Source organism: Bradyrhizobium sp. ORS 278 (assembly GCF_000026145.1).
Taxonomy (GTDB): domain Bacteria; phylum Pseudomonadota; class Alphaproteobacteria; order Rhizobiales; family Xanthobacteraceae; genus Bradyrhizobium.
The window spans coordinates 797,728-821,054 of the sequence record NC_009445.1 but is presented as its reverse complement, the minus strand read 5'-3'; the positions used below and the strand labels follow the sequence as shown (position 1 = coordinate 821,054).

The 23,327-nt window shown below is 66.5% G+C and carries 20 protein-coding genes, 1 other RNA gene and 1 pseudogene; 9 read left to right on the top strand and 13 right to left on the bottom strand.

Going from position 1 to position 23,327, the window contains the following annotated elements:
- Positions 1-11 precede the first annotated feature (11 nt).
- Positions 12-1,166 carry a succinyl-diaminopimelate desuccinylase gene (dapE, locus tag BRADO_RS03640; protein WP_011923954.1) on the top strand — a complete coding sequence of 385 codons (1,155 nt, stop codon included), beginning with the start codon at positions 12-14 and terminating at the stop codon, positions 1,164-1,166.
- Positions 1,167-1,185: 19 nt separating this feature from the next.
- On the opposite strand, the gene BRADO_RS03635 is transcribed toward dapE, so the two are convergent.
- From BRADO_RS03635 to def, 4 genes are all read right to left on the bottom strand, one after another.
- The gene (locus BRADO_RS03635) at positions 1,186-3,243 is read right to left on the bottom strand and encodes a methyl-accepting chemotaxis protein (RefSeq protein ID WP_011923953.1); all 2,058 of its coding nucleotides are present in this window, start codon (positions 3,241-3,243) and stop codon (positions 1,186-1,188) included.
- 161 nt (positions 3,244-3,404) lie between these two features.
- The gene (gene truA, locus BRADO_RS03630; protein ID WP_011923952.1) at positions 3,405-4,142 is read right to left on the bottom strand and encodes a tRNA pseudouridine(38-40) synthase TruA; all 738 of its coding nucleotides are present in this window, start codon (positions 4,140-4,142) and stop codon (positions 3,405-3,407) included.
- 116 nt (positions 4,143-4,258) lie between these two features.
- The gene (fmt, locus tag BRADO_RS03625; RefSeq protein ID WP_011923951.1) at positions 4,259-5,194 is read right to left on the bottom strand and encodes a methionyl-tRNA formyltransferase; all 936 of its coding nucleotides are present in this window, start codon (positions 5,192-5,194) and stop codon (positions 4,259-4,261) included.
- A 141-nt stretch (positions 5,195-5,335) separates the two neighbouring features.
- Positions 5,336-5,863, bottom strand: coding sequence for a peptide deformylase (def, locus tag BRADO_RS03620; protein ID WP_011923950.1), 528 nt, complete (start codon positions 5,861-5,863; stop codon positions 5,336-5,338).
- Between the two features lie 169 nt (positions 5,864-6,032).
- Between def and BRADO_RS03615 the strand changes: the two genes are divergently transcribed.
- The 3 genes and pseudogenes from BRADO_RS03615 to BRADO_RS03605 all read left to right on the top strand — a co-directional run bounded on the left by BRADO_RS03615 (position 6,033) and on the right by BRADO_RS03605 (position 9,142).
- Positions 6,033-7,277 carry a DNA recombination protein RmuC gene (locus tag BRADO_RS03615; RefSeq protein ID WP_011923949.1) on the top strand — a complete coding sequence of 415 codons (1,245 nt, stop codon included), beginning with the start codon at positions 6,033-6,035 and terminating at the stop codon, positions 7,275-7,277.
- Positions 7,278-7,369: 92 nt separating this feature from the next.
- Positions 7,370-7,675: pseudogene (locus BRADO_RS03610) on the top strand (GIY-YIG nuclease family protein).
- 84 nt (positions 7,676-7,759) lie between these two features.
- Entirely contained in the window at positions 7,760-9,142 is a 1,383-nt protein-coding gene (locus BRADO_RS03605) for an MFS transporter (protein ID WP_011923947.1), read from the top strand.
- A gap of 166 nt (positions 9,143-9,308) precedes the next feature.
- Here the strand turns inward: BRADO_RS03605 and BRADO_RS03600 are convergent, their stop codons facing one another.
- From BRADO_RS03600 to ffs, 5 genes are all read right to left on the bottom strand, one after another.
- On the bottom strand, positions 9,309-9,734 hold the full coding sequence (locus tag BRADO_RS03600) for a hypothetical protein (RefSeq protein ID WP_041757298.1): 426 nt from the start codon (positions 9,732-9,734) through the stop codon (positions 9,309-9,311).
- 20 nt (positions 9,735-9,754) lie between these two features.
- Positions 9,755-10,354: a recombination mediator RecR gene (gene recR, locus BRADO_RS03595; RefSeq protein WP_008964175.1), complete on the bottom strand. Its 600-nt coding sequence runs from the start codon at positions 10,352-10,354 to the stop codon at positions 9,755-9,757.
- Positions 10,355-10,374: 20 nt separating this feature from the next.
- Entirely contained in the window at positions 10,375-10,695 is a 321-nt protein-coding gene (locus BRADO_RS03590) for a YbaB/EbfC family nucleoid-associated protein (protein WP_006611474.1), read from the bottom strand.
- 20 nt (positions 10,696-10,715) lie between these two features.
- A complete protein-coding gene (locus BRADO_RS03585; RefSeq protein ID WP_011923945.1) occupies positions 10,716-12,563 on the bottom strand; it encodes a DNA polymerase III subunit gamma/tau in 1,848 nt (615 codons plus the stop codon).
- A 148-nt stretch (positions 12,564-12,711) separates the two neighbouring features.
- Positions 12,712-12,808: signal recognition particle sRNA small type (gene ffs, locus BRADO_RS33420), an RNA gene on the bottom strand.
- Positions 12,809-12,956: 148 nt separating this feature from the next.
- On the opposite strand from ffs, the gene BRADO_RS03580 reads away from it, so the two are divergent.
- From BRADO_RS03580 to BRADO_RS03560, 5 genes are all read left to right on the top strand, one after another.
- Positions 12,957-13,376, top strand: a complete 420-nt coding sequence (locus BRADO_RS03580) for an HIT domain-containing protein (protein ID WP_011923944.1) — start codon at positions 12,957-12,959, stop codon at positions 13,374-13,376.
- Positions 13,377-13,379: 3 nt separating this feature from the next.
- Positions 13,380-14,327, top strand: a complete 948-nt coding sequence (gene nudC / locus BRADO_RS03575; RefSeq protein ID WP_011923943.1) for an NAD(+) diphosphatase — start codon at positions 13,380-13,382, stop codon at positions 14,325-14,327.
- Between the two features lie 106 nt (positions 14,328-14,433).
- On the top strand, positions 14,434-14,934 hold the full coding sequence (locus BRADO_RS03570; RefSeq protein ID WP_011923942.1) for an Lrp/AsnC family transcriptional regulator: 501 nt from the start codon (positions 14,434-14,436) through the stop codon (positions 14,932-14,934).
- A 193-nt stretch (positions 14,935-15,127) separates the two neighbouring features.
- On the top strand, positions 15,128-15,406 hold the full coding sequence (locus BRADO_RS35980; RefSeq protein ID WP_011923941.1) for a hypothetical protein: 279 nt from the start codon (positions 15,128-15,130) through the stop codon (positions 15,404-15,406).
- Positions 15,407-15,426: 20 nt separating this feature from the next.
- Positions 15,427-16,893, top strand: a complete 1,467-nt coding sequence (locus tag BRADO_RS03560) for a methyl-accepting chemotaxis protein (RefSeq protein ID WP_041757297.1) — start codon at positions 15,427-15,429, stop codon at positions 16,891-16,893.
- Positions 16,894-16,955: 62 nt separating this feature from the next.
- On the opposite strand, the gene BRADO_RS03555 is transcribed toward BRADO_RS03560, so the two are convergent.
- From BRADO_RS03555 to BRADO_RS03540, 4 genes are all read right to left on the bottom strand, one after another.
- Complete coding sequence (locus tag BRADO_RS03555; RefSeq protein ID WP_011923939.1) at positions 16,956-18,455, bottom strand: phosphomannomutase/phosphoglucomutase; 1,500 nt, start codon at positions 18,453-18,455, stop codon at positions 16,956-16,958.
- Between the two features lie 183 nt (positions 18,456-18,638).
- The gene (locus BRADO_RS03550; protein WP_011923938.1) at positions 18,639-19,139 is read right to left on the bottom strand and encodes a TIGR02281 family clan AA aspartic protease; all 501 of its coding nucleotides are present in this window, start codon (positions 19,137-19,139) and stop codon (positions 18,639-18,641) included.
- A 160-nt stretch (positions 19,140-19,299) separates the two neighbouring features.
- Positions 19,300-21,774, bottom strand: a complete 2,475-nt coding sequence (gene hrpB, locus BRADO_RS03545) for an ATP-dependent helicase HrpB (RefSeq protein WP_011923937.1) — start codon at positions 21,772-21,774, stop codon at positions 19,300-19,302.
- 119 nt (positions 21,775-21,893) lie between these two features.
- Positions 21,894-23,213 carry a UDP-glucose/GDP-mannose dehydrogenase family protein gene (locus BRADO_RS03540; RefSeq protein WP_011923936.1) on the bottom strand — a complete coding sequence of 440 codons (1,320 nt, stop codon included), beginning with the start codon at positions 23,211-23,213 and terminating at the stop codon, positions 21,894-21,896.
- Positions 23,214-23,327 lie beyond the last annotated feature (114 nt).

The following is a 23,327-nucleotide window of genomic DNA, read 5'->3' as shown; positions in this document are numbered from 1 at the left end:
AAGCGGGGGGCATGACCGATGCCCTCACCATCACCCGCGACCTGATCCGCTGCCCCTCCGTCACCCCCGCCGACGCCGGCGCGCTCGGCGTGCTCGAAGCCCTGCTGAAACAGGCGGGCTTCACGACCCATCGCGTGACGTTCTCGGAACCCGGCACCGCGGACATCGACAACCTTTATGCACGCATCGGGACCGAGGGGCCGCACATCACCTTCGCGGGCCACACCGACGTGGTGCCGCCGGGCGACGAAGCCTCCTGGAGCCTGCCGGCATTCTCCGGCGAGGTGAAAGACGGCTACATCTATGGCCGCGGCGCGGTCGACATGAAGGGCGGCATCGCCTGCAGCGTCGCCGCGGCGCTGGACTATCTCCGCGACCATGGTAGCCAGCCGAAGGGCTCGATCTCGTTCCTCATCACCGGCGACGAGGAGGACGTCTCGATCAACGGCACCATCAAACTACTGCAATGGGCCGCCGATCGCGGGGAGACATTCGATCATTGCGTGCTGGGTGAGCCGTCCAATCAGGAGGTCATGGGCGACTGCATCAAGATCGGCCGTCGCGGCTCGCAGTCGGGCACATTGATCGTCGAGGGCAAGCAGGGCCACGTCGCCTACCCGCACCGCGCCTCCAACCCGGTGCCGGACATCTCGCGGCTGATCGTGGCCTTGTCGGACGAGCCGCTCGACAATGGCAGCGCGCAATTCCAGCCGTCCAATCTCGAATTCACCACCGTCGACGTCGGCAACACCGCGACCAACGTCATCGCCGGCATCGCGCGGGCGAAGTTCAACATCCGCTACAACGACTGCCATACCCAGGAGTCGCTGCGCGCGCTGGTCGAGCAGCGCCTGGCAAAAGCCTGCGGCAACCGCATCCGCGCCCATATCGACTGGCTGCCGTCGAACTCCGACGTGTTCCTGACCAAGCCCGGCCCGTTCACCGATCTCGCCGTCGCCGCCATCGAAGAGGTCACGGGCCGCAAGCCGGAGCTGTCGACCACCGGCGGCACCTCGGACGCGCGTTTCATCTCGTCCTATTGTCCGGTGATCGAGTTCGGCCTGGTCGGCCAGACCATGCATCAGATCGACGAGCGCGCCTCCGTGGCGGACATCGCGACCTTGACGAAGATCTACCGCGGCATCCTCGATCGCTACTTCGCGTGAGCGGCGCGCCTGATCGGGATCAGGCGGCTTTCACCTCCGCCAAGAACTGATCGACCTCGCGGCGCAGATCCGTCGCCTGCCCTGCGAGGCTCGCGGCGGAATCGAGCAGCGAGCGCGCCGAACCGCGGGTGTCGGCGGCGGCTGCGCTGACCAGCGCGATCGACGACGAAACATCGTTGGTGCCGCTCGCGGTCTGCTGTACGCTGCGGGCGATCTCCCGCGTCGTGGCGCTCTGCTCGGCCACCGCGCTCGCCACCGCTCCCGTCACGCCGCTGATGGTGTTGACGACGGCCGCGATCTTCTCGATCGCGGCGACCGTGCTGCCAGTCTCGTTCTGGATCGCCGCGATCTGGCTCTCGATCTCCTCGGTCGCCTTGCTGGTCTGCGAGGCCAGACTCTTCACCTCGGAGGCAACGACGGCGAAGCCCTTGCCGGCCTCCCCGGCGCGCGCCGATTCGATCGTGGCATTGAGCGCAAGCAGGTTGGTCTGCGAGGCGATGGCACGGATCAGCTGCACGACGTCGCCGATACGCGTGGCGCTGCCGGCGAGCGTGCGGACCTTGTCGGTGGTGTCGAGCGCCTGGCTGGTCGCATTCGACGACTCCGAAGCCGCCTCGGCGATCTGCCGGGTGATCTCCTTCATCGACGCGTCGAGCTCCTCGGATGCGGCCGCGACCGTGCTGACGCCGGCCGTCGCCTGCGCCGCCGCGTCGGCCACCGCCGTCGCCCGCGATGCCGTGGTGCTGGCCGAGCCGTCGAGCGTTTCGGCCGACTGCTTGAGCCCGCTGGCGGCGTCGCTCAGTCGGCCGCACAACGTATCGATCACTTCGCCGAAGCGGCGGGTGAGCGCCTCGATCTTCTGCCGGCGCGCATCGCGCCGCGCTTCCGCGTCGGCGCCCTGCAGCGCCAGCCGGTCGGCCTCGGCCGACTTGTCCTGCAGCACGCCGATGGCATTGGCGAGCGTGCCGACCTCGTCGGTACGGTCGCGATAGGCGACCTCGACATCGCGCGCGCCGCCGGCAATGCGTCCGATCAGCTCGGTCAGGATCGAGAGCGGCTTGATCACGCGGGCATTGAACCACAGCGTTCCCAGAATGGCTGCGGCGATATTGACGAGCAGCAGCGCCAGCGCGAGGGCGAAGCGGGTCTGCGAGTCGGAGATCGCGATCTCGCTCTGACGCAGCGCCTCGGCGATGGCTGCGTCACGCAGCGGCAGGATCGTATCGAGGATCGGAAACATCGCGCGCAGGAACTGATCAGGATCGAGCTCGAGCACCTTGCCGCGATTCGGCGCGACCTGCGCTGCATAGAGATCGCCGCCGCGCGCCCAGTAGCCGCTCTCCACATTGGCGAGCGCCGCCAGGATCGGCTTCTGATCGATCTCGGCGGCGGCAAGCTTGGCCGACGACCAGATGCGCTCGATCCGCCCCTTGAACATCGCCATCGCCTCGGCCGGCTCGCCGGCCATCGGCTGCTTGGTCGCGATCATGCGGATGAAAGTGGTGGTGGCGCGGCCGGCCCAGTCGCGCAGGTCCCAGCCGATCACGGCGAGGCGCGCGGCCTGTCCCACGGCGGGATTGGCGGCGTTGATGCGGCGGACGATCAATTCGACATGGCCGCCGGTGGTCTCCTGGATCGTGAACATCTGCGGCACGTAATCGCGCAGCACGGCGTCCGACCGCGCCGTCCTGGCCTGCGCAACCGCGTCGAGTGCCGAAGCGCGCACGGCGCGCAGCTTCTGCTGAATCGAATCCAGCGCGGCGGTGTCCTCACCGAGTTGCGCAAGGCTGCGCGCCTTGGCGAAGGCCTCGTCCGAGCCTTGCAGGATTTTCTGCAACGAGGCGGTCTCATCCGCCGTCGCCGGATACGGCGAGGCCAGCCGCGGATTGACCATCGCGCGCTCGAGGTTCAGCTTCTCCGGCAGCTTCAACATGGCGGCCAGCAGCTGCGCGTCACGGGCCGCCGTCCTTGCGGATTGCAGCGCGGTGAGCTGCTGCCAGGCGAACAGCACGGTGGCGAGCAGGCCGATGACGGCCCCGAGCAGCAGGGAGAGCAGAAAGACTTGACGAATGCGCACGACCGACCTCGCTGAAGAGCAGCACGAGCGCATCCGATAACAGCGGGGACTTCAATTTGAGGTTAAGGAAGTCTGGCCCGCAATGCAGAATAGCAACTCATCGGGATGCTCATTCGCATATGTTAATGTTGTCGGCGACCGGTTCCACTGAAGATCGGATCTCAATAGTCGACCTGCACCAAATAGAGTCCCTCCGGCGGAGCGACCACTCCGCAGGCCGCGCGGCGGCGCGCCGCCAGGGCGGCTGCCAGATCATCAGCGCTCCAGCGGCCCTGCCCGACCCAGACCAGCGAGCCGACCATCGAGCGCACCTGGCTGTGCAAATAAGAGCGTGCCGAGGTGATAATGGTGACAGCATCTCCATCCCTGACGACGTCGAGCTGATCGAGTGTCTTCTCGGGCGACTTCGCCTGACATTCTGTGTCGCGGAACGTCGTGAAATCATGCTTGCCGATCAGCCGCTGCGCGGCGACGTGCATCGCATCCGAATCGAGCCGCTGCGGCACCCGCCAGACGCGGCCGACCTCGAGCGCGAGATTGGAACGGCGGTTGACGATCCGATAGCGGTAGTGCCGCTTGCGCGCCGAGAAGCGGGCTTCGAACGTGTCGGGTACGATCTGCGCGTCGAGCACGGCAACCGGGTTCGGCCGCAGATGGGCGTTGAGCGCGTCGCGCAATTTGTCAGGACGGAACTCCTTGTCGATGTCGCAATGCGCGACTTGGCCGGTGGCGTGGACGCCGGCGTCGGTTCGACCCGAGCCGTGCACGCGGGTCGGCACACCGCAGGTCGCCTGCACGGCCGCCTCGAGCACGCCCTGCACCGACGGCAGCGTCTCTTGCAGCTGCCAGCCGCAGAACGGCGCGCCGTCATATTCGATGGTGAGCTTGTAGCGGGGCATCGCCTCGATTGCGTTTGGCCGTCATTGCCGGGCTCGACCCGGCAATCCATCCAAGCATGAAGCTTGTTCGCGAGATGGATGCGCGGGTCAAGCCCGCGGCTGACGAGCTGTGGTGGTCAACCGAAGCGCAGGCCCGGCGCAACGCGGGTGCCGCGCAGGAAGTCCGCGGCCTTCATCGGGCTCTTGCCGGCGCGCTGCAGCTCGGTGATGCGGATCGCGCTGTCGGCACAAGCGATGGTGAGCTCGTCGTCGACAACGGTACCCGGCTCGCCCGTGCCGCGAGCGAGGGCGCATCGCAGGATCTTCAGCCGCACCGCCTCGCCGTCGATCGTGATCTCGCTCCAGGCGCCGGGAAACGGCGACAGGCCGTGGATGTGGCGCAGCACAGCATGCGCGGGCTTCGTCCAGTCGATCCGCGCCTCCGCCTTCTCGATCTTGGCGGCGTAAGTCACGCCGTCCTCGGCCTGCTTGGTCAATGTCAGTCCGCCGCGCTCCAGCGCCGCCATCGCGCGAACCATCAGGTCCGCGCCGATGCGGGACAGCTTGTCGTGCAGATCGGATGCGGTCATCGCGTCGGTGATGGCGAGGAGTTCGGCCATCGCGACGTCGCCGGTGTCGAGCCCGACATCCATCTTCATGACCATGACGCCGCTCTCGGCGTCACCTGCCATGATCGCGCGGTTGATCGGCGCGGCACCGCGCCAGCGCGGCAGCAGCGAGGCATGCAGGTTGTAGCAGCCGAGCTTCGGCGCATCGAGAATCGCCTGCGGCAGGATCATGCCATAGGCGACGACCACCGCGGCATCGGCCTCATGCGCGCGGAATTCGGCCAAGGCCTCCTCGGTCTTCAGCGTCTTCGGCGTGAGCACGGGAATGCCGAGCCGGCGCGCCTCGGACTCGATCGGGGTCGGCACCAGCGCGAGACCGCGGCGGCCTCCGGGTTTCGGCGCGCGGGTGTAGACGGCCACGATCTCGTGGCCGTGGCCGGCGAGCTCGAGCAGGGTCGGCACGGCGAAGTCCGGCGTGCCCATGAAGATCAGGCGAAGCGGCATGTGGTCGGAGACCCTGCAAAGCCTCTACCCCGCCGTCATGGCCGGGCTTGTCCCGGCCATCCACGTCTCGCGGCAGTGCCGGATGGAGAGACGTGGATGCTCGGGACAAGCCCGGGCATGACGGAAGAGAGAGATTAGTCGTTACTCGCCGGCGCGCTTGGCGGCCTTGGTGAACTTCTTCATCACGCGGTCGCGCTTGAGCTTCGACAGATAGTCGATGAACAGCACGCCGTTGAGATGGTCGATCTCATGCTGGATGCAGGTGGCGTAGAGACCCTCGGCATCCTCCTCGCGAACCACGCCGTCGAGATCGGTGAAGCGCACGCGCACGCGCGCCGGCCGCTCGACCTCCTCGTAATATTCGGGGATCGACAGGCAGCCTTCCTCATACACCGACAGCTCGTCGGACTTGGCGATGATCTCCGGATTGATGAAGACCCGCGGCTCGCGCTTGGTCTCGCCGCCGGAATCCGGCTTGGCGAGGTCCATGGTGATGACGCGCAGGGGCTGCGCGACCTGGATCGCCGCGAGCCCGATGCCGGGTGCGTCGTACATGGTCTGGAACATGTCGTCGACCAGCTGCCGGATCTCCGGCGTGACCTTCTCGACAGGCTTGGACACCAGCCGGAGCTGCCGGTCGGGCAGGATGATGATTTCTCTTAAGGACATGGCGCGCGATTTAAGCCCCGGAACAGGCGCGGTCAATGTGACGGCGCGCGGTTAAGACATCGCTAACCATGAATTTCAACGGTCCGTTAACCACGCTTCTTAACCCGGCCTTAACCATAAATGTTCTCTCTTCGTTCGCGACGCCTTGCGAATCGGATAGACGGGGGCGATGACCGCCAGCCAGCCGCTCAATTCTGCGCTCAATCCTGTCGTCGTCATGATCGGCGACCTGCCGATCCGGGCCAGCGATGCGCTGATCGGATTCGGCGTGATGGTGCTGCTGCTGCTCGCGATGATCGGCTTGGCGGTGGCCCGCTCCGGACGACGCAGCGCTGTTCTCGCCGCCCAGCAGGCGATGCGAACCGAGGAGCTCGAACAACGGTTCGGCGAGATGATCCGGGTGCAGAGCGAGGCCTCCGGCCGGGTCGACGCCATGGCGCAATTGCTCGCCGGTCGCCAGGTGGATCTGGCGCGCAGCGTCAACGAGCGGCTCGACGCCGTGACCCATCGCGTCGGCCAGTCGATGGAGCAGACTACGCGCCACACCATGGACTCCTTGCGCGTGCTGCATGAGCGGCTCGGCATCATCGACAACGCCCATCGCGATCTCAGCGAGCTGACCACGCAGGTCTCGACCTTGCGCGACGTGCTCGCCAACAAGCAGTCACGCGGCGCGTTCGGCCAGGCGCGCATGGAGGCGATCGTGCAGGACGGGCTGCCGAGGGGCAGCTACGCGTTCCAGCACACGCTCGCCAGCGGCAAGCGGCCGGACTGCGTGGTGTTCCTGCCCGACACGAGGCCGCTGTGCATCGACGCCAAGTTTCCGCTGGAAGCCGTCACCGCTCTGCATGATGCAGAGACCGAGGATGAGAAGCGCGCTGCCGCGCAGCAGCTGCGCACCGACGTGCTGCGGCATGTCAACGACATCGCGGAGAAGTACCTGGTCGTCGGCGAGACGCAGGACACCGCGCTGATGTTCGTGCCGTCGGAGTCCGTCTATGCTGAAATCCACGATGGTTTCGACGACGTCATTCAGAAGGCCTATCGCGCCCGCGTCGTACTGGTGTCGCCGTCGCTGCTGATGCTCGCGATCCAGGTCATGCAGCAGATCATGAAGGACGCCCGCATCCGCGACGCCGCCGACCAGATCCGCAACGAGGTGATCCATCTCGGCGACGATCTCGGCCGCCTGCGCGAGCGCGTGCTCAAGCTGCAGAAGCACTTTGGCGATGTCGGCGAGGACATCCGCCAGATCCTCATTTCAGCCGACAAGATCGAGAAACGCGCTGCCCGCATCGAGGAGCTGGATTTCAGCAAGCCGGACGCAGCGGTGGAGTCGCCGCGGATCGCGCCGGGCACGGGTGCGACGCCGGACCTGTCTCCGCTGGCGGGACGCCTGCAGGCGGGGGAGTGACGGCCGGACGGCTGTCTTGCGTAAGCCAGCAACTCCGACAAGACTGTCATCGCCCGGCTTGACCGGGCGATCCAGTATCCCAGAGACGTCTGATGGGTACGCGCTCCTACTACGTCTACATCCTCGCCAGCCGCATCGGCGGCACGCTGTACACCGGCGTGACAAACGACCTGATGCGTCGTGTGGCCGAACATAGAGCGAAGATATCCGACAGCTTCACTAAACGTTATGGTGTGACCCGCCTCGTCTACTTCGAAGTCTTTGAACAAGTCGAACAAGCCATTCATCGCGAGAAGCGGTTGAAGAAGTAGCCGCGGGATTGGAAGATTTCACTGATCGAGAAGGACAACCCAAACTGGATCGACCTCTATCCGCAGATCGCCGGAGGCGATGGATAGGCCTCTGGAATACTGGATCGCCCGGTCAAGCCGGGCGATGACAGCTGAGCTTGTGGCGCCGTCCAAATCTGCTACCACCCGTTCATGACCGCACCCGACGCGACAAACGACCTCTCAGCGACTGCTGCAAAGCCCGTGGCCCAGCCCGCCCCCACCTGGCGCGAGAGCATGGCCGTCTATCTCCAGCCGCGCGTCCTCGTGGTGCTGTTCCTCGGCTTTTCCTCAGGCCTGCCATTGGCGCTGTCCGGCTCGACCTTGCAGATCTGGATGCGCGAGCTCGGTGTCGATCTCGGCACGATCGGGCTGTTTGCCCTCGTCGGCACGCCCTACACGCTGAAGTTCCTGTGGGCGCCGCTGGTCGACGCGCTGCATGTGCCGCTGCTGACGCGCGCGTTCGGGCGGCGGCGCGGCTGGCTGCTGTTCGCGCAGCTGCTGCTGATCGCGGCCATCCTGCTGCTGGCGCTGACCGACCCGGCGCATGCGCCGTTCATGGTTGCGCTGGCCGCGCTGCTGGTGGCCGCGACGTCGTCAACGCAGGACATCGTGGTCGACGCCTTCCGCGTCGAGAGCCTGCCGGAGAGCGAGCAGGCCGCCGGCATGGCCGCCTATGTCGCGGCCTATCGCATCGGCATGCTGGTCTCGACCGCCGGGGCGCTCGTCGTGGTCAGCGGCTTCGAGAGCTCGGGGCTGACGCGACCGGCGTCGTGGATGTGGGGTTATGTCGTGATGGCAGGCCTGGTGCTGATTGGCACGATCACGGCGCTCGCCGCGACCGAGCCTGCACAGTCCAAGCAGGCCGAAGCTGCGATGGGCGCCGACACCGCGCTGACCCGCGTGGCGCAGGCTGCGGCCGGCGCGTTCGTCGAATTCCTCGGCCGGCGCGACGCGCTCGCCGCGCTCGCCTTCGTCGTGCTGTTCAAGTTCACCGACGCCTTCTCCGGCACCATGACCGCGCCGTTCGTCATCGACCTCGGCTTCAGCAAGGTCGACTACGCGGCGATCGTGAAAGGCGTCGGCCTCGGCGCCACGCTCGCAGGCGGCTTTGCCGGCGGCTTCGTCGCCCGGCGCTATTCGCTCGCCACCAGTCTCTGGATCGGCGGCGTGGTGCAGGCGCTGGCCAACCTGTCTTTCTCCTGGCTCGCGATCGTCGGCGTCAATCAATGGGCGCTGGCGCTGGCGATCTCCGCAGAGAACTTCACGAGCGCGATCGGCACCGTGATCTTCGTCGCCTATCTCTCGGCCCTCTGTAAGAACCCGCTGCACACAGCAACCCAATACGCCCTGCTCACCGCGCTCGCTGCTGTCGGCCGCACCTATCTGTCGTCAGGCGCCGGCTACGTCGCAAAGGCCACCGGCTGGCCGCTGTTCTTCGTCATCTGCGTGCTGGTGGCCATACCGAGTCTGGTGCTGCTGGCGTGGCTGCAGCGCCGCGGGCATTTTGATGCGCTCGGGCCAGTGAAAGTTTAGCTCTCACCTTCATAAAAGGTCGTCATCACCCGCGAAGGCGGGTGATCCAGTATTCCAGAGACGTCTGCGATCGACCGAGGGGGCGCGGCGTACTGGATCGCCCGGTCAAGCCGGGCGATGACGACGGTGATTGGGGCGCTGCATGCGCGTGAAAGCGCCGAGCTTATCACCGCTTCACCAGGCTCCACTTGGTCACGACTGCTTCGCTGATCTGCCCGGCATGCTGGGCGCAGGCGATCTCGTCGACTTTCACCGCGATCTGCTTGCCCAGCAGGCCCTTCAGTTGCGACGCCTGTGCCGGCGTCGCGGTGACCAGCTGGAACGTCTCCGGCCCGGTCTCCAGATTGCACAGCCCGCTCGGCGGCGGCAGGCGGCGTGGCTCGCTGGTGATCTGATAGGCCGATGACGGCTGGCCCGGCTTGGCGCCTTTGACCTTCAGCGCGGTCAGCTCGCCCGACAGCACGTCGCCGGTGTTCAGCGGCTTGCCGGCCTTCTGCGGCGCTTCACCCTGCTGGGCGAGCACTGACGCTGCCGAGAGCACCATCCAAATCGCGCCCAAAGCCAGCCGTTTGCCGAATCCGCGTTTCGTCATCATTCCACTTTCGTCTGTGCTTAGAACAAGGTGCGCTGCCGCATCGCGGCCGAGAGCGTGCCTTCGTCGAGATAGTCGAGCTCGCCGCCGACCGGCACGCCATGCGCCAGCCGCGTGACCTTGACGTTCGCCTCCTGCAGGAGGTCGGTGATGTAATGCGCCGTGGTCTGGCCATCCACCGTCGCATTCAATGCGAGGATGATCTCGGACACCTCCGGCGCATGCGCGCGCTGCACCAGCGCGTCGATGGTGAGGTCCTGCGGACCGACGCCGTCGAGCGGCGACAAGGTGCCGCCGAGCACGTGATAGCGGCCGTTGCTCGCCTTCGCGCGCTCCAGCGCCCAGAGATCGGCGACGTCGGCGACGACTACGATCATCGCGGGATCACGCCGTGGGTCGGTGCACACCGTGCAGGGACTCTGCGTGTCGATGTTGCCGCAGGTCTTGCAGACCTGGATGCGGTCGATCGCGACCTGCAGCGCCGACGCGAGCGGCACCATCAGCGCCTCGCGCTTCTTGATCAGATGCAGCGCGGCACGCCGCGCCGAGCGCGGCCCGAGGCCGGGCAGGCGCGCAAGCAGCTGGATCAGGCGCTCGATTTCAGGACCGGCGACGGCCATCAGGTCACGACGTTCATGAACTAACCGAAGCCGAAGCCCGGCGGCAGGCCGAGCTTACCGGTGATGGCCTGCATCTTCTCCTGCATCGCAGCTTCCGCCTTGCGGCGCGCGTCGCCATGCGCGGTCACCAGGAGATCCTCGAGGATTTCCGCCTCTTCCGGCTTGAGCAGCGACGGATCGATCTTGATGGACTTCACGTCCATCTTGGCGGTCATGCGCACGGCGACGAGGCCGCCCCCGGAGATGCCCTCGACCTCGACATTGCCGAGCTCGGCCTGCATCTCTTGCATCTTCGATTGCAGCTGCGCCGCCTGTTTCATCATGCCGAGAAAGTCAGCCATCGGAGCACCTCGTCATCAGCTTAAAGGTCATCATCATTGTCGGAGTCGAACTCGTCCGGCGGCTCGACAGCACTGGCGTCCGATTCGGGCGGCTCGGGGGCGAGCCGGCGCACTTCGATCACCTTCGTGCCGGGAAACCGCGCCAGGATCTCCTGCACCCGCGGATCCGCTTCCGCCGCCGCCTCGCGCTCGCTCTTGGCGCGCAGGTTTTGCTCGCGGAGGGTCGCCTGCCCCTGCTCGTTGGAAACGATCACGGTCCAGCGCCGGCCGGTCCAGTCCTCCAGCTTGCGGCCGAGGTCTGACACAAGCGCGCGCTGCGCCGTCCGTTCCAGCGCGATCTCCAGCCGGCCGTCCTCGAAACGGACGAGCCTGACGTCCATCTCGAGCGCGCTCTTGGTGATGAGGTCGCGATTCTTAGCTGCGAGGGCGACAAGCTCCTGGAAGCTGCCGAGCCGCAAGGCCGGCTGCTCGTGCGACGCCGACGCCGGCTGCGAGGACATCGCCTGCGGCCTCATGCCGCCACCGACCGCGGCCAGCGTCGGACCCTGCATGCGCGGCGCCTGCATCGGCGCCGCACTCATCACCGGCTGCGCCGCAGTGCTCATGCTGGGCGCCGGCGCAGAGCGTCCGCCGCCGCCATTCGTGACCACAGGCGATCCACCGCCGTTCTGGTCGATCATGCGGATGGCTTCGTCGGGCGTCGGCAGATCGGCCGCATAGGCAATGCGCACCAGCACCATCTCCGCGGCGGCCGCGGGACGCGTCGCGCCTTGCGTCTCGGCGATGCCCTTGAGCAGCATCTGCCACATCCGCGACAGCACGCGCATCGACAGCTTGGTCGCGAAATCGCGCGCGCGCAGCCGCTCGGTCTCGCTGAACGCGACGTTGTCGGCGGTGGCCGGCACGACCTTCACGCGGGTCACGAAGTTCACGAACTCGGCGAGATCCGACAGCACGACGACCGGATCGGCGCCGACGTCGTATTGCTCGCGGAATTCCTTGAAGGCGGCCGCGATGTCGCCGCTCGCGAGATAATGAAACAGATCGATCACGCGGGTCCGGTCGGCCAAGCCCAGCATCTGCCGGACGTCGTCGGCACGCACCTCGCCTGCGCTATGCGCGATGGCCTGGTCGAGCAGCGACAGCGAGTCGCGCACGGAGCCCTCGGCGGCGCGCGCGATGATGCCGAGCGCCTCCGGCTCGATCGTCACGCCCTCCTTGGTCGCGATGCCGGCGAGATGCTTCATCAGCACGTCGGCCTCGACACGGCGCAGATCGAAGCGCTGGCAGCGCGACAACACCGTCACCGGCACCTTGCGGATTTCTGTCGTCGCGAACACGAATTTGGCGTGCTCCGGCGGCTCCTCGAGCGTCTTCAGGAAGGCGTTGAACGCCGCCGTCGACAGCATGTGGACTTCGTCGATGATGTAGACTTTGTAGCGCGCGCTGGCCGGGGCGTAGCGCACGCTGTCATTGATCTGGCGAACGTCGTCGACGCCGGTATGCGACGCCGCATCCATCTCCAGGATGTCCATGTGCCGGCTTTCCATGATCGCCTGGCAATGGGTGCCGAGCACCGGCATGTGGATGGTCGGCCCCTTCACCGAGCCGTCGGGCAGCTCGTAATTCAGGGCGCGGGCAAGGATGCGGGCGGTGGTCGTCTTGCCGACCCCGCGGACGCCGGTGAGGATCCAGGCCTGCGGAATCCGGCCGGTCTCGAACGCGTTCGAGACGGTGCGCACCACGGCCTCCTGGCCGATCAGATCCGCGAAGCTGGAGGGGCGGTATTTGCGCGCCAGAACCCGGTAGGGCTTGGGGGGAGCGTCGGCGCTGTCGGGCGGAACAGGTGGGGCGCCAACGTCAGTCATCGAGCGATCCGCAAGTGAAACATTCCAGGCCGGCCTTCGATCGCGGTCGTCGACGCCATCAGCCTCGACGCAATCAGCCGGAGTGCGGTCGAGCGCCCGCCCTGCGCGGGGTCCCCGCCAACTTTGCGCGATTCGCTCGAGAAAACGAGTAGGAGACTGACGAGCGACCCGATCCGGACCTCGTTAGGGCTGCTTCCTTCCGGACCTGACCCGGTTGGCGAGTGGCTCGTCCACCGCCAATCTCCCGCTGTCTATTTGGGGCCAAACGGTCCGGAAAGCAAGCGCGAGCTTCGCCGGTCCGGCCCAGCGCCCCGCGGGCTTGTGCCGCAGCTCGGAAAGGATTTAGGTGCCGCAGCGCTGCCCGCATGACCGCCCTGCCAGGAACCCGCCCTCATGTCCGAATCAGCCTGGTCGCTCCACCCGCAATTGGCGAAGGACACGATCAATATCGGCGACCTGCCGCTGTCGCGCGTGCTGGTGATCAAGGACGCCAACTATCCGTGGCTGCTGCTGGTGCCGCGCCGCGAGGACGCGGTCGAGATCATCGATCTCGACGAGGTCGCCCAGGCGCAGCTGATGACCGAGATCACGCGGGTGTCGCGCGCCGTCAAGGAGATCACCAAGTGCGACAAGCTGAACGTCGCCGCGCTCGGCAACATGGTGCCGCAGCTGCACATCCATATCATCGCCCGCCGCACCAGTGACGTGGCCTGGCCGCGCCCGGTCTGGGGCGTCGCAACCCCTGTGCCACACGACGCGCAGGAGGTTGAGAGTTTCATCAGCGCTGTCAGGCGCAAGATCTGGCTAGGGTGAGAGATGTCGCCATTCGACTTGTTTCCATTGGGCAAGCCGGCCTTCGTCGGCCATCCGATCGAGCGCGCCGCCCATCTGCGCTTTCATGACGACAAGCTGCTCGCCTTCGAGGGCAAGCCTTCGACCCGCGCCTATGTCGTGCATCGCGATTCGCTGGTGCTGAAGCGCGACGGCGACCAGTTGCGTCCGCTGCTGTCGATCGATGAGGCGCTCGGCTTTGGCGCCAATCCCGGCACGATCTTCCTCGGCCTGCAGGACGGCGCGGCCGTGTTCGGCATGGGCATCTCGCCAGCGGCCGTCGAGAAGCTCGCCGGCCGCGAGGATGTATCGGTCACCGAGCTGCGCGGCTTGGCGATGCAGGGCGCGATTCCTGTCGAGCAACTGGCGACGATCGCCATGGCCAAGTCGATGGTGTCCTGGCATCAGCGCCACGGCTTCTGTGCCAATTGCGGCACCAAGACCGCGATGCGCGAGGGCGGCTGGAAGCGCGAATGCCCGAATTGCAAGACCGAGCATTTCCCGCGCACCGACCCGGTGGTGATCTCGCTGGTCGCCTCCGGCGACAAGTGCCTGCTCGGCCGGCAGAAGCAGTTTCCGGCGGGCATGTATTCCTGTCTCGCGGGTTTCGTCGAGGCCGCCGAGACGATCGAGGACGCCGTCCGCCGCGAGGTGTTCGAGGAGTCCGGCATCCGCTGCACCGACGTGACCTACTACATGACCCAGCCCTGGCCCTATCCGTCCTCGCTGATGATCGGCTGCAGCGCGCGGGCGCTCAACGAGGACATCGTCATCGACCGCACCGAACTCGAGGACGTCCGCTGGTTCAGCCGCGACGAGGCCCAGCTGATGCTGCAGCGGCAGCATCCCGACGGCCTGGCGGGCCCGCATCCGTTCGCAATTGCGCATCATCTGGTCGGCCGCTGGCTGCTGATGCAGACTAGCGGTAGCTGAAGACCGCATTCGAGGCGCCTGACGTGGCCTGAACGGCCGATCCTTGCCTTGGAACGATTTTCTCTATATGAGGGTTTCTCGACCTTCATATGGAACAAATTTCTCCATGACCGACGTCACCGCCCAGGGCCCTGAAGCCAACCGCCGGCTCGACGCTATCGACCGCAAGATCCTAATGGTCCTGCAGGAAGATGCCTCTCTCTCGGTCGCTGAGATCGGCGACCGCGTTGGGCTGTCGTCGACGCCGTGCTGGAAGCGCATCCAGCGGCTGGAGGCCGACGGCGTCATCCTGCGCCGGGTTGCCCTGGTCGATCAGAACAAGATCGGGCTCGGCATCTCCGTGTTCGTCTCGGTCGAGAGTGCCGATCATTCCGAAGCCTGGCTGAAGAAGTTCGCCGAGGCGGTCAGCTCGATGCCGGAGGTGATGGAGTTCTACCGGATGGCGGGCGACGTCGACTACATGCTGCGCGTGGTGGTTGCGGACATGCAGAGCTACGACGTTTTCTACAAGAAGCTGATCAGCGCCGTGCCGCTGAAGAACGTCACCTCGCGCTTTGCCATGGAGAAGATCAAGTCGGTCACGGCCTTGCCGGTGCCGCCGGTCTAGTCCGGCCCGCATAGTCTCGCCGCTCGTTCGAGCCCACACGGTGGGGCCGTGGCAATGCTCAGCCACACGTAGTCGGCCTTTTGTCCTGTTTCCCCATCATCGTTTACCGGAAGTTATCTTCATCCATCTATCTTCAGATGTGATGATGTCCGGTGCAACCATACCTTCATCGTCGCGCGCTTGGCTGAACGCAATGGCGCTTTTGATCGCGAGCTTCGTCGGTGTGGCAGCGCTGTCGCTGCAGGTGCACCCCGGGCGCGAGATCGTCGCCGTCGCTTTTCCACCCTGGTGGAGCGCGCAACAGACGATGCTGGCTGCAGCATCGGCTGACGCCGCTCTCGTGCGTACGACGGCATTTTCGTCGCTGCTCGTGGTTCGTCCTGGCGAACACGACGGCTTGGCGCGGCTGCGCAAGGCGGGGGCCTGGCTCGTCATCGACCCGCAGGCGATCTCCGCCTGCTTTACACAATGATGATGATCGGGGGGATGGGAATGACCGGCGAGACCGACGATCTGGCAATTCTCCGTGACGCAACCAGCAAGCTTCTGCTGGCGGTGCTCTGGATTCACGTTCCACTCGCGCTCATCATCGGGCTGTCGCGCGGCGATTGGATGTTGCCGACGATGATGATGGTCGCCTTGGCGGCCGCGGCGACGCTCTCCTGGCGCAGCGCCGGCGACGGCTTGGCGACCCAGCTCACGGTCGCAGTTGCTCTGATGGGCGGCGTGTCCGTGCTCGTCTACCAGATGTCCGGCCACGCCTGGCAGGTCGACATGCACATGTACTTCTTCGCGGCGCTGGCCTGTCTCGTCGCCTATTGCGACTACCGGCCCATCGTGGCGGGAACGGTCGCCGTCGCGCTTCACCATCTGGTGCTGAACTTCGTTTTTCCGGCCGCGGTCTATCCCGGCGGGAGCGATTTCGGCCGCGTGGTGCTGCACGCTGTCATCCTCCTGATCGAGGCGGGCGTTCTGGGCGCGCTGGCGCTCAAGCTCACGCAGCTGTTCGAAACCAGCATGCGCAAGACCGCCGAAGCCAATGCGGCGATCGCGGCCGAAGCGCGTGCCAACGCCGAGCGGACCGAGGCCGAGCAGCGGGTCAAGCAACAGGGCGATCTCGCCCGGCGCGAGCTTGCGGAAGGCTTCGAGCGCAAGATCGGCGGCATCGTGGAGGCGGTGGCCGTCGCTGCGAACGAGGTCCAGAACCTGTCATCCTTGATGAGCCGTAACAGCGCCGAAGCCTCGCGCCAGACGTCGGCAGCGGCCCACGCCTCGCAGCGCGCTTCCACCAACGTCGAGACCGTCGCTGCCGCAACCGAAGAGCTGACCGCCTCCATCGGCAGCATTTCCCAGCAGGTGACGCGCTCCGCGGAGATCGCCGCGAAAGCCGCCGAAGAGGCGCGACGCACCAACAGCGTGGTCGAAAGCCTCGCCGCGGGCACGCAGAAGATCGGCGAGGTGGTGACGCTGATCCAGACGATCGCCAGCCAGACCAACCTGCTGGCGCTGAACGCCACCATCGAGGCCGCCCGCGCCGGCGAGCACGGGAAGGGCTTTGCCGTCGTCGCCAGCGAGGTGAAAGCGCTGGCCAATCAGACTGCGAAGGCGACCGAGGAAATCTCCAGCCAGGTGCAGAGCATCCAGAGCGCGACGGGTGATGCCGTAAGCGCCATCCAGATGATCGGCGGCACGATCGCCGAGATCGACGGGATCTCCAAGGAGATCGCAACCGCCGTCGAACAGCAGGGGCTCGCGACGGGGGAAATTTCCGGAAACGTGCAGCAGGCCTCCGAAGGCACGCGACTGGTGAGCCAAAGCATGGGCAGCGTGACGCAGGCCTCCAACGAGACCGGCGGCGCCGCGTCCCGGCTGTTGGAGTCCGCGAACGGCCTGTCCTCGCAATCGGCTCGGCTCAAGTCCGAGGTCGATCAGTTCCTGAAATCGCTGCGGGTCGCTTAGTTCGCCGAATTGCCTGGACAAAGGCGAGCGCGCCTCGTGCGAGGCATGCTCGCCCTGGCGTATCAGATCGTCTGATTATAGGCGCCCACTTCGGGGTGCGTCCGCAGCACGACGTTGACCGCCTCGAACATGTCGTGCATGCGCTGCTCCGACACGGGGCTTTCGACGACGACGACGAGCTCCGGCTTGTTGGATGACGCGCGCACCAGGCCCCAGCTGCCGTCCTCCACCGTGACACGCACGCCGTTGACGGTGACGAGATCGCGGATCGATTGACCGGCGACCTTGCCGCCCTGCTGCTGCAGCGTCTGGAAATGCTTCACCACCGCGTCGACGACGCCGTATTTGACCTCGTCGCCGCAATGCGGCGACATCGTCGGCGACGACCACGTCTTGGGCAGGGCCTCCTTGAGGTCGGCCATCGACTTGCCCGGCGCGCGGTCGAGCATCTCGCAGATCGCGATCGCCGAGACGAGGCCGTCATCATAGCCGCGACCGAACGGCTTGTTGAAGAAGAAATGGCCGGACTTCTCGAAGCCCGCGAGCGCACCGAGCTCGTTGGTCCGGCGCTTCATGTAGGAATGGCCGGTCTTCCAATATTCGGTCTTGGCGCCCTGCGCCTGCAGCACCGGATCGGTCATGAACAGGCCGGTTGATTTCACGTCGACGACGAACTGCGCGTCCTTGTGGATCGCGGACATGTCGCGCGCCAGCATGACGCCGACCTTGTCGGCGAAGATCTCCTCGCCGGTGTTGTCGACCACGCCACAGCGGTCGCCGTCGCCGTCGAAGCCGAGGCCGACATCGGCCTTGTGGGCGAGTACGGCGTCGCGAATGGCGTGCAGCATCTCCATGTCTTCGGGATTGGGATTGTATTTCGGGAAGGTGTGATCGAGCTCGGTGTCGAGCGGGATCACCTCGCAGCCAATCGCCTCCAGCACCTGTGGCGCGAACGCGCCCGCGGTGCCGTTGCCGCAGGCGGCGACGACCTTGAGCTTGCGCTTCAGTTTCGGACGGTTAGTCAGATCGGCGATGTAGCGCGCCGGGAAATTCTCGTGGAACTGATACGAGCCGCCGCCCGTGTTCTTGAACTCGGCGTTGAGCACGATCTCTTTCAACCGTGTCATTTCCTCCGGCCCAAAGGTCAGCGGACGATTGGCGCCCATCTTAACGCCGGTCCAGCCGTTGTCATTATGCGAGGCGGTCACCATCGCGACGCAGGGCACATCGAGCTCGAACTGCGCGAAATAGGCCATGGGTGTCACCGCAAGACCGATGTCGTGCACCTTGCAGCCGGCGGCCATCAGGCCCGAGATCAGCGCGTATTTGATCGAGGCGGAGTAGCCACGGAAATCGTGACCGGTCACGATTTCTCGGCTCACGCCGCGCTCCGCGATCAGCGCGCCCAGCCCCATGCCGAGCGCCTGCACCCCCATCAGGTTGATTTCCTTGTTGAACAGCCAGCGCGCGTCATATTCGCGGAAGCCCGTCGGCTTCACCATCGGCTCGGATTCAAAGGCGTAGGTATTGGGGACCAAGATGGGTTTCGGCTTGGGGAACATAAGGAGGGGCCTCGGGAAATCACATCAATGGAACAGTGCAGTCGCGCGGCGCGCGGCTTCATACAAAGACGTCATACAACAAAGGCAGAGGAAAGCAGGCAACAATCAGGCAGGGAGCCTCCCCCATCTGATCTTACGGTATATGGGGCCGCCGTCGCATCGTCCGATCTTCAGCGATCGTGATTACTGCTCCAGCACCATCTGGCCGTTGGCATAGGCGAAGCGCTTCAGCTTGGACAGGAACGACAATCCGAGCAGGTTCTCGGACAGCGCCGCGTCCGGCAACACGAGGGCGTCGACATCGCGCACGGTGAGCTCGCCGAGTTCGACCATCGCAAGCTTCGCCCGGGCGGCCTTCACGGTCCCGTTGGCCGTCGTCACATTGGCGGTGTACTCGCCGCGCGCCGGGCGCAGGCCGAAGCGGGCGGCCGAGCTTTCGTTGAGCGCGACCATCGAGGCGCCGGTGTCGATCATGAAGCTGATGCGCTGGCCGTCGATGCGGCCGTCGGCGCGGAAATGGCCGCGGCGGTCCGTCGGGATGCTGAGGCTGCGCTGGCTTGCGGCTGCGGTGTCTACCGTCGCGCTCCGCACCGAGGGGGTGGCGGACGCAGGCGCCGGCGTGAGGCGATCGGCCAGCTGCGCCATGAAGGTGCCGAGGCCGACGAGAACGGCCGCGAAGATCATTATGTTACGCATCACGCAACGCCCGACTCTACCCCGCAACCGACTTGATCATGAAAGCCGCTGACGGGCGACTGAAGCGTAACGGCTGCCGCCGCCATTTTGGCGAAAACGATGAGCGAAGCGTTAACGAGGGCCATTCGGGCGGTATAATTTGCATCAGCTATGTTCCCCGAGGCTTGGCCCGCCGGGTCGGCATGGCGCTGGCGGGATCCTCCGGCCAGGGATGCCGGGGATAGCGGCCGCGCAGATCGGTGCGCACGGCGGCATAGGAGCCGCGCCAGAAGCCGGGCAGATCGCGCGTCACCTGCACCGGCCGCTGCGCCGGCGACAGCAGCTCCAGCACCAGCGGAACCGCTCCACGGGCGATCGTCGGATGAACGTTCAACCCGAACAGCTCCTGCAGCCGCACCGCGATGGTCGGCCCCTGCTCGGCCTCGTAGTCGATCGCCAGCATGGTCCCGGTCGGCGCCTCGAAATGGGTCGGCGCCTCCTTGTCGAGCCGGGCGCGGAGGTCCCAGGGCAGCAGACCCATGACGGCGTCCGAGACGTCGCCCGGAGAGACATCGCGCAGCGAGGTCCTGTCGGCGAGCAGCGGCACCAGCCAATCCTCGCGCCGCTCGATCAGCCCGGCATCCGACAGATCCGGCCAGGCATCGCCCTCCGCCTTGCGCAGGAAGGTGACGCGATCGCGCCACTGGCTGGCGGCCTTCGACCACGGCAGCCGGTCGAGGCCGGCGGCACAGATCCCTTCGGCGAAGATGCGCGCGGTGTCCTCCGACGGCGTCAGCGCCACCGGCGCATCGGCCATGGTGATCGCGTGCAGCTTGCGCCGGCGGCGCGCACGCAGCGCCATCGCGCTCGGGTCGAAACTGACCTCGTCCTTTGCCTCGATCTGCGCGGCGAAGTGACGCTCAATGTCCTCGAGCGCGAGCGGCGCCGCCAGCAGGATGCGACCGCTGGCCGCCGTGCCGGTCAGCTCGCCCACGGCGATGTAGGGCACCCGTGCCAGCGACGATGTCTGGTCGACCGCGGCGCCGCGGCCATTGGCCAGCACGAAGCTGCCATTGCCGCGGTTGCGCGCCACACGGTCGGGGAAGGCGAAGGCCAGCATCAGCCCGGTCGCCAGATCCCCGGCCTCTCGCGGCGACGCCGCCGAGCTGACCTGCTGCGCCCAGCGCCGCGCCATGTCACGCGCGCTCTGCGCCCGTTGCGAGCGATCTCTGCGGAACTGATCGAGCCGGACCTCGAGGTCGACGCTGTCGCCGCCGAGCCCGCGCTCGGTCAGGATCGCGGCGATATCGGCCGCCTGCCCTGCCGCGCCGTAGTCGGCTGCATCGACGATCATCCGCGCCAGCCGCGGCGGCAACGCGAGCGCCCGCAGCCGCCGGCCCTCCTCGGTGAGGCGGCCGCCGACATCGAGCGCGCCGAGTTCGTTGAGGAGATCGCGCGCCTCCTTCCAGGCCGGTAGCGGCGGCGGATCGAGGAAGCTCAAGCCTGCGGGATCGCTGACGCCCCATTGCGCGAGGTCGAGCACCAGCGAGGACAGATCGGCGCTGAGAATTTCCGGCTGCGTGTAGGCGGCGAGCGAGGCCGTCTGCGGCTCGTCCCACAGCCGGTAGCAGACGCCGGGCTCGGTGCGGCCGGCGCGGCCGCGGCGCTGGTCGACGGCGGCGCGCGAGGCGCGCACCGTCTCCAGCCGGGTCAGGCCGATATCAGGTTCGTAGCGCGGCACGCGGGCGAGGCCGGAATCGACCACGATGCGCACGCCCTCGATGGTCAGCGAGGTCTCGGCGATCGAGGTCGCCAGCACCACCTTGCGGTGGCCCTTCGGCGCCGGCGAGATCGCGCGGTCCTGGACCGCGGCATCGAGCGCGCCGAACAGCGGCACGATCTCGATTGCAGCATCCTGGACGCGCTCGGCGAGCATGGTCTGGGTGCGCCGGATCTCGGCCGCGCCGGGCAGGAACGCCAGCACCGAGCCGGCATCGGCGCGCAGCGCGGAGGCAATCGTCTCGGCCATCTGGCGCTCGACCGGCACATCCGGCTTGCGGCCGACATAGCGGGTCTCGACCGGAAAGGCCCGGCCCTCGCTCTCGACCACGGGCGCATTGCCGAGCAGGCTGGCGACGCGGGCGCCGTCGAGCGTCGCCGACATCACGAGTATGCGGAGATCCTCGCGCAGGCCCTGCTGCGCGTCGCGGGCCAAGGCCAAGCCGAGATCGGCATCGAGCGAGCGCTCGTGGAATTCGTCGAACAGCACGGCCGCGACGCCGGTGAGCTCGGGATCATCGAGAATCTGGCGGGTGAAGATGCCCTCGGTGACGACCTCGATGCGGGTCGCGCGCGAGATCTTCGAGCCGAACCGCACCCGATAGCCGACGGTCTCGCCGGCGCACTCGCCGAGCGACTTAGCCATCCGCTCGGCGCTGGCGCGAGCGGCGATGCGGCGCGGCTCCAGCACGATGATCTTCTTGTCCCCGATCCACGGCGCATCGCGCAGGGCGAGCGGCACCCGCGTCGTCTTGCCGGCGCCGGGCGGCGCCACCAGGACGGCGGTGTTACTGCGTGCGAGCGTGCCGGACAAATCGTCCAGCACGGCATCGATGGGCAGCGGGGTGTCGAAGCGAAGGGGCAAGGGTCGGAACCTGTCATCGTCCGCGAAGGCGGACGATCCAGTACACACAGCCGTCATTGATCACGACGACCGGGCGTACTGGATACCCCGCCTTCGCGGGGTATGACAATCAGTCAGCGTCACGCGCCCTTCGCCGAGGGCCTGCCGACGCTCTCATAGACGAAGCCGTGCGCTGCCATCTCGTCAGGACGGTAGACGTTGCGCAGGTCGACGACGACCGGCCGGGCCATGACCTGCTTCAGGCGGTCGAGATCCATGGCGCGGTACTGCACCCATTCGGTGACCAGCACGATCGCGTCGGCGCCGGTGGCGCAGGCATAGGGATCCTCGAAATAGGCGATCTCGGGCAGCTCCTTCTTGGCCTGCTCGATGCCGACCGGATCATGCGCGCGCACCTTTGCGCCCATGTCGAGCAGACCCGTCACCAGCGGAATCGACGGCGCCTCGCGCATGTCGTCGGTCTCCGGCTTGAAGGTGAGGCCGAGCACCGCGACCGTCTTGCCGCGCAGATTGCCGCCGACCGCATGCGCTACCTTGCGCGCCATCGCGCGCTTGCGGTTGTCGTTCACCGCCAGCACGGATTCGACGATGCGCAGCTGCGTGTCGTAGTCCTGCGCGATCTTGATCAGCGCGCGGGTATCCTTCGGGAAGCACGAGCCGCCGAAGCCCGGACCGGCGTGGAGGAACTTGGAGCCGATGCGGTTGTCGAGACCGATGCCGCGCGCCACTTCCTGCACGTCGGCGCCGACCTTCTCGGCGAGATCGGCGACCTCGTTGATGAAGGTGATCTTGGTGGCGAGGAACGCGTTGGCGGCGTATTTGATCAGCTCCGCGGTGCGCCGCGCCGTGTACATGATCGGCGCCTGGTTCAGCGACAGCGGGCGATAGATGTCGCCGAGCGCCTTGCGGCCGCGCTCGTCATCGGTGCCGACCACGATGCGGTCGGGCCATTTGAAGTCGCGGATCGCCGCACCCTCGCGCAGGAACTCAGGATTCGAGGCGACGACGACATCGGCCGCCGGATTGGTCTCGCGGATGATGCGCTCGACCTCGTCGCCGGTGCCGACCGGCACGGTCGATTTGGTCACGACGACTGTAAAGCCGGTCAGCGACGCCGCGATCTCGCGCGCCGCTGCATAGACGTAGGTGAGGTCGGCATGGCCGTCGCCGCGCCGCGACGGGGTGCCGACGGCGATGAAGACGGCGTCGGCATCGGCGACGGGCTGCTTCAGGTCGGTCGTGAAGTCGAGGCGCTTGGCCTTGACGTTGGCCGCGACCAGCGCATCCAGCCCCGGCTCGAAGATCGGAATTTCCCCACGATGAAGCGCGGCGATCTTGCTCTCGTCCTTGTCGACGCAAGTGACCTCGTGGCCGAAATCGGCGAAGCAGGCCCCGGACACCAGCCCCACATACCCCGTGCCGATCATCGCAATTCGCATCGAAACCCATCCTTCAAGGTTAATACTTTGGCGTCTTAGACCATTTGCGGCCCAGGGGGAATTTAGAAAACGGCATGACGTTTGGATGACAGCAAGGAGTATTAACGGCTCTGC

Coding starts and splice junctions, on each gene's coding strand:
- dapE (WP_011923954.1), top strand. CDS start 12: ATGACCGATGCCCTCACCATCACCCGCGACCTGATCCGCTGCCCCTCC.
- truA (WP_011923952.1), bottom strand. CDS start 4,142: ATGCCCCGCTACAAGCTCACCATCGAATATGACGGCGCGCCGTTCTGC.
- fmt (WP_011923951.1), bottom strand. CDS start 5,194: ATGCCGCTTCGCCTGATCTTCATGGGCACGCCGGACTTCGCCGTGCCG.
- def (WP_011923950.1), bottom strand. CDS start 5,863: ATGTCCTTAAGAGAAATCATCATCCTGCCCGACCGGCAGCTCCGGCTG.
- BRADO_RS03615 (WP_011923949.1), top strand. CDS start 6,033: ATGACCGCCAGCCAGCCGCTCAATTCTGCGCTCAATCCTGTCGTCGTC.
- BRADO_RS03605 (WP_011923947.1), top strand. CDS start 7,760: ATGACCGCACCCGACGCGACAAACGACCTCTCAGCGACTGCTGCAAAG.
- BRADO_RS03600 (WP_041757298.1), bottom strand. CDS start 9,734: ATGACGAAACGCGGATTCGGCAAACGGCTGGCTTTGGGCGCGATTTGG.
- recR (WP_008964175.1), bottom strand. CDS start 10,354: ATGGCCGTCGCCGGTCCTGAAATCGAGCGCCTGATCCAGCTGCTTGCG.
- BRADO_RS03590 (WP_006611474.1), bottom strand. CDS start 10,695: ATGGCTGACTTTCTCGGCATGATGAAACAGGCGGCGCAGCTGCAATCG.
- BRADO_RS03585 (WP_011923945.1), bottom strand. CDS start 12,563: ATGACTGACGTTGGCGCCCCACCTGTTCCGCCCGACAGCGCCGACGCT.
- BRADO_RS03580 (WP_011923944.1), top strand. CDS start 12,957: ATGTCCGAATCAGCCTGGTCGCTCCACCCGCAATTGGCGAAGGACACG.
- nudC (WP_011923943.1), top strand. CDS start 13,380: ATGTCGCCATTCGACTTGTTTCCATTGGGCAAGCCGGCCTTCGTCGGC.
- BRADO_RS03570 (WP_011923942.1), top strand. CDS start 14,434: ATGACCGACGTCACCGCCCAGGGCCCTGAAGCCAACCGCCGGCTCGAC.
- BRADO_RS35980 (WP_011923941.1), top strand. CDS start 15,128: ATGGCGCTTTTGATCGCGAGCTTCGTCGGTGTGGCAGCGCTGTCGCTG.
- BRADO_RS03560 (WP_041757297.1), top strand. CDS start 15,427: ATGACCGGCGAGACCGACGATCTGGCAATTCTCCGTGACGCAACCAGC.
- BRADO_RS03555 (WP_011923939.1), bottom strand. CDS start 18,455: ATGTTCCCCAAGCCGAAACCCATCTTGGTCCCCAATACCTACGCCTTT.
- BRADO_RS03550 (WP_011923938.1), bottom strand. CDS start 19,139: ATGATCTTCGCGGCCGTTCTCGTCGGCCTCGGCACCTTCATGGCGCAG.
- BRADO_RS03540 (WP_011923936.1), bottom strand. CDS start 23,213: ATGCGAATTGCGATGATCGGCACGGGGTATGTGGGGCTGGTGTCCGGG.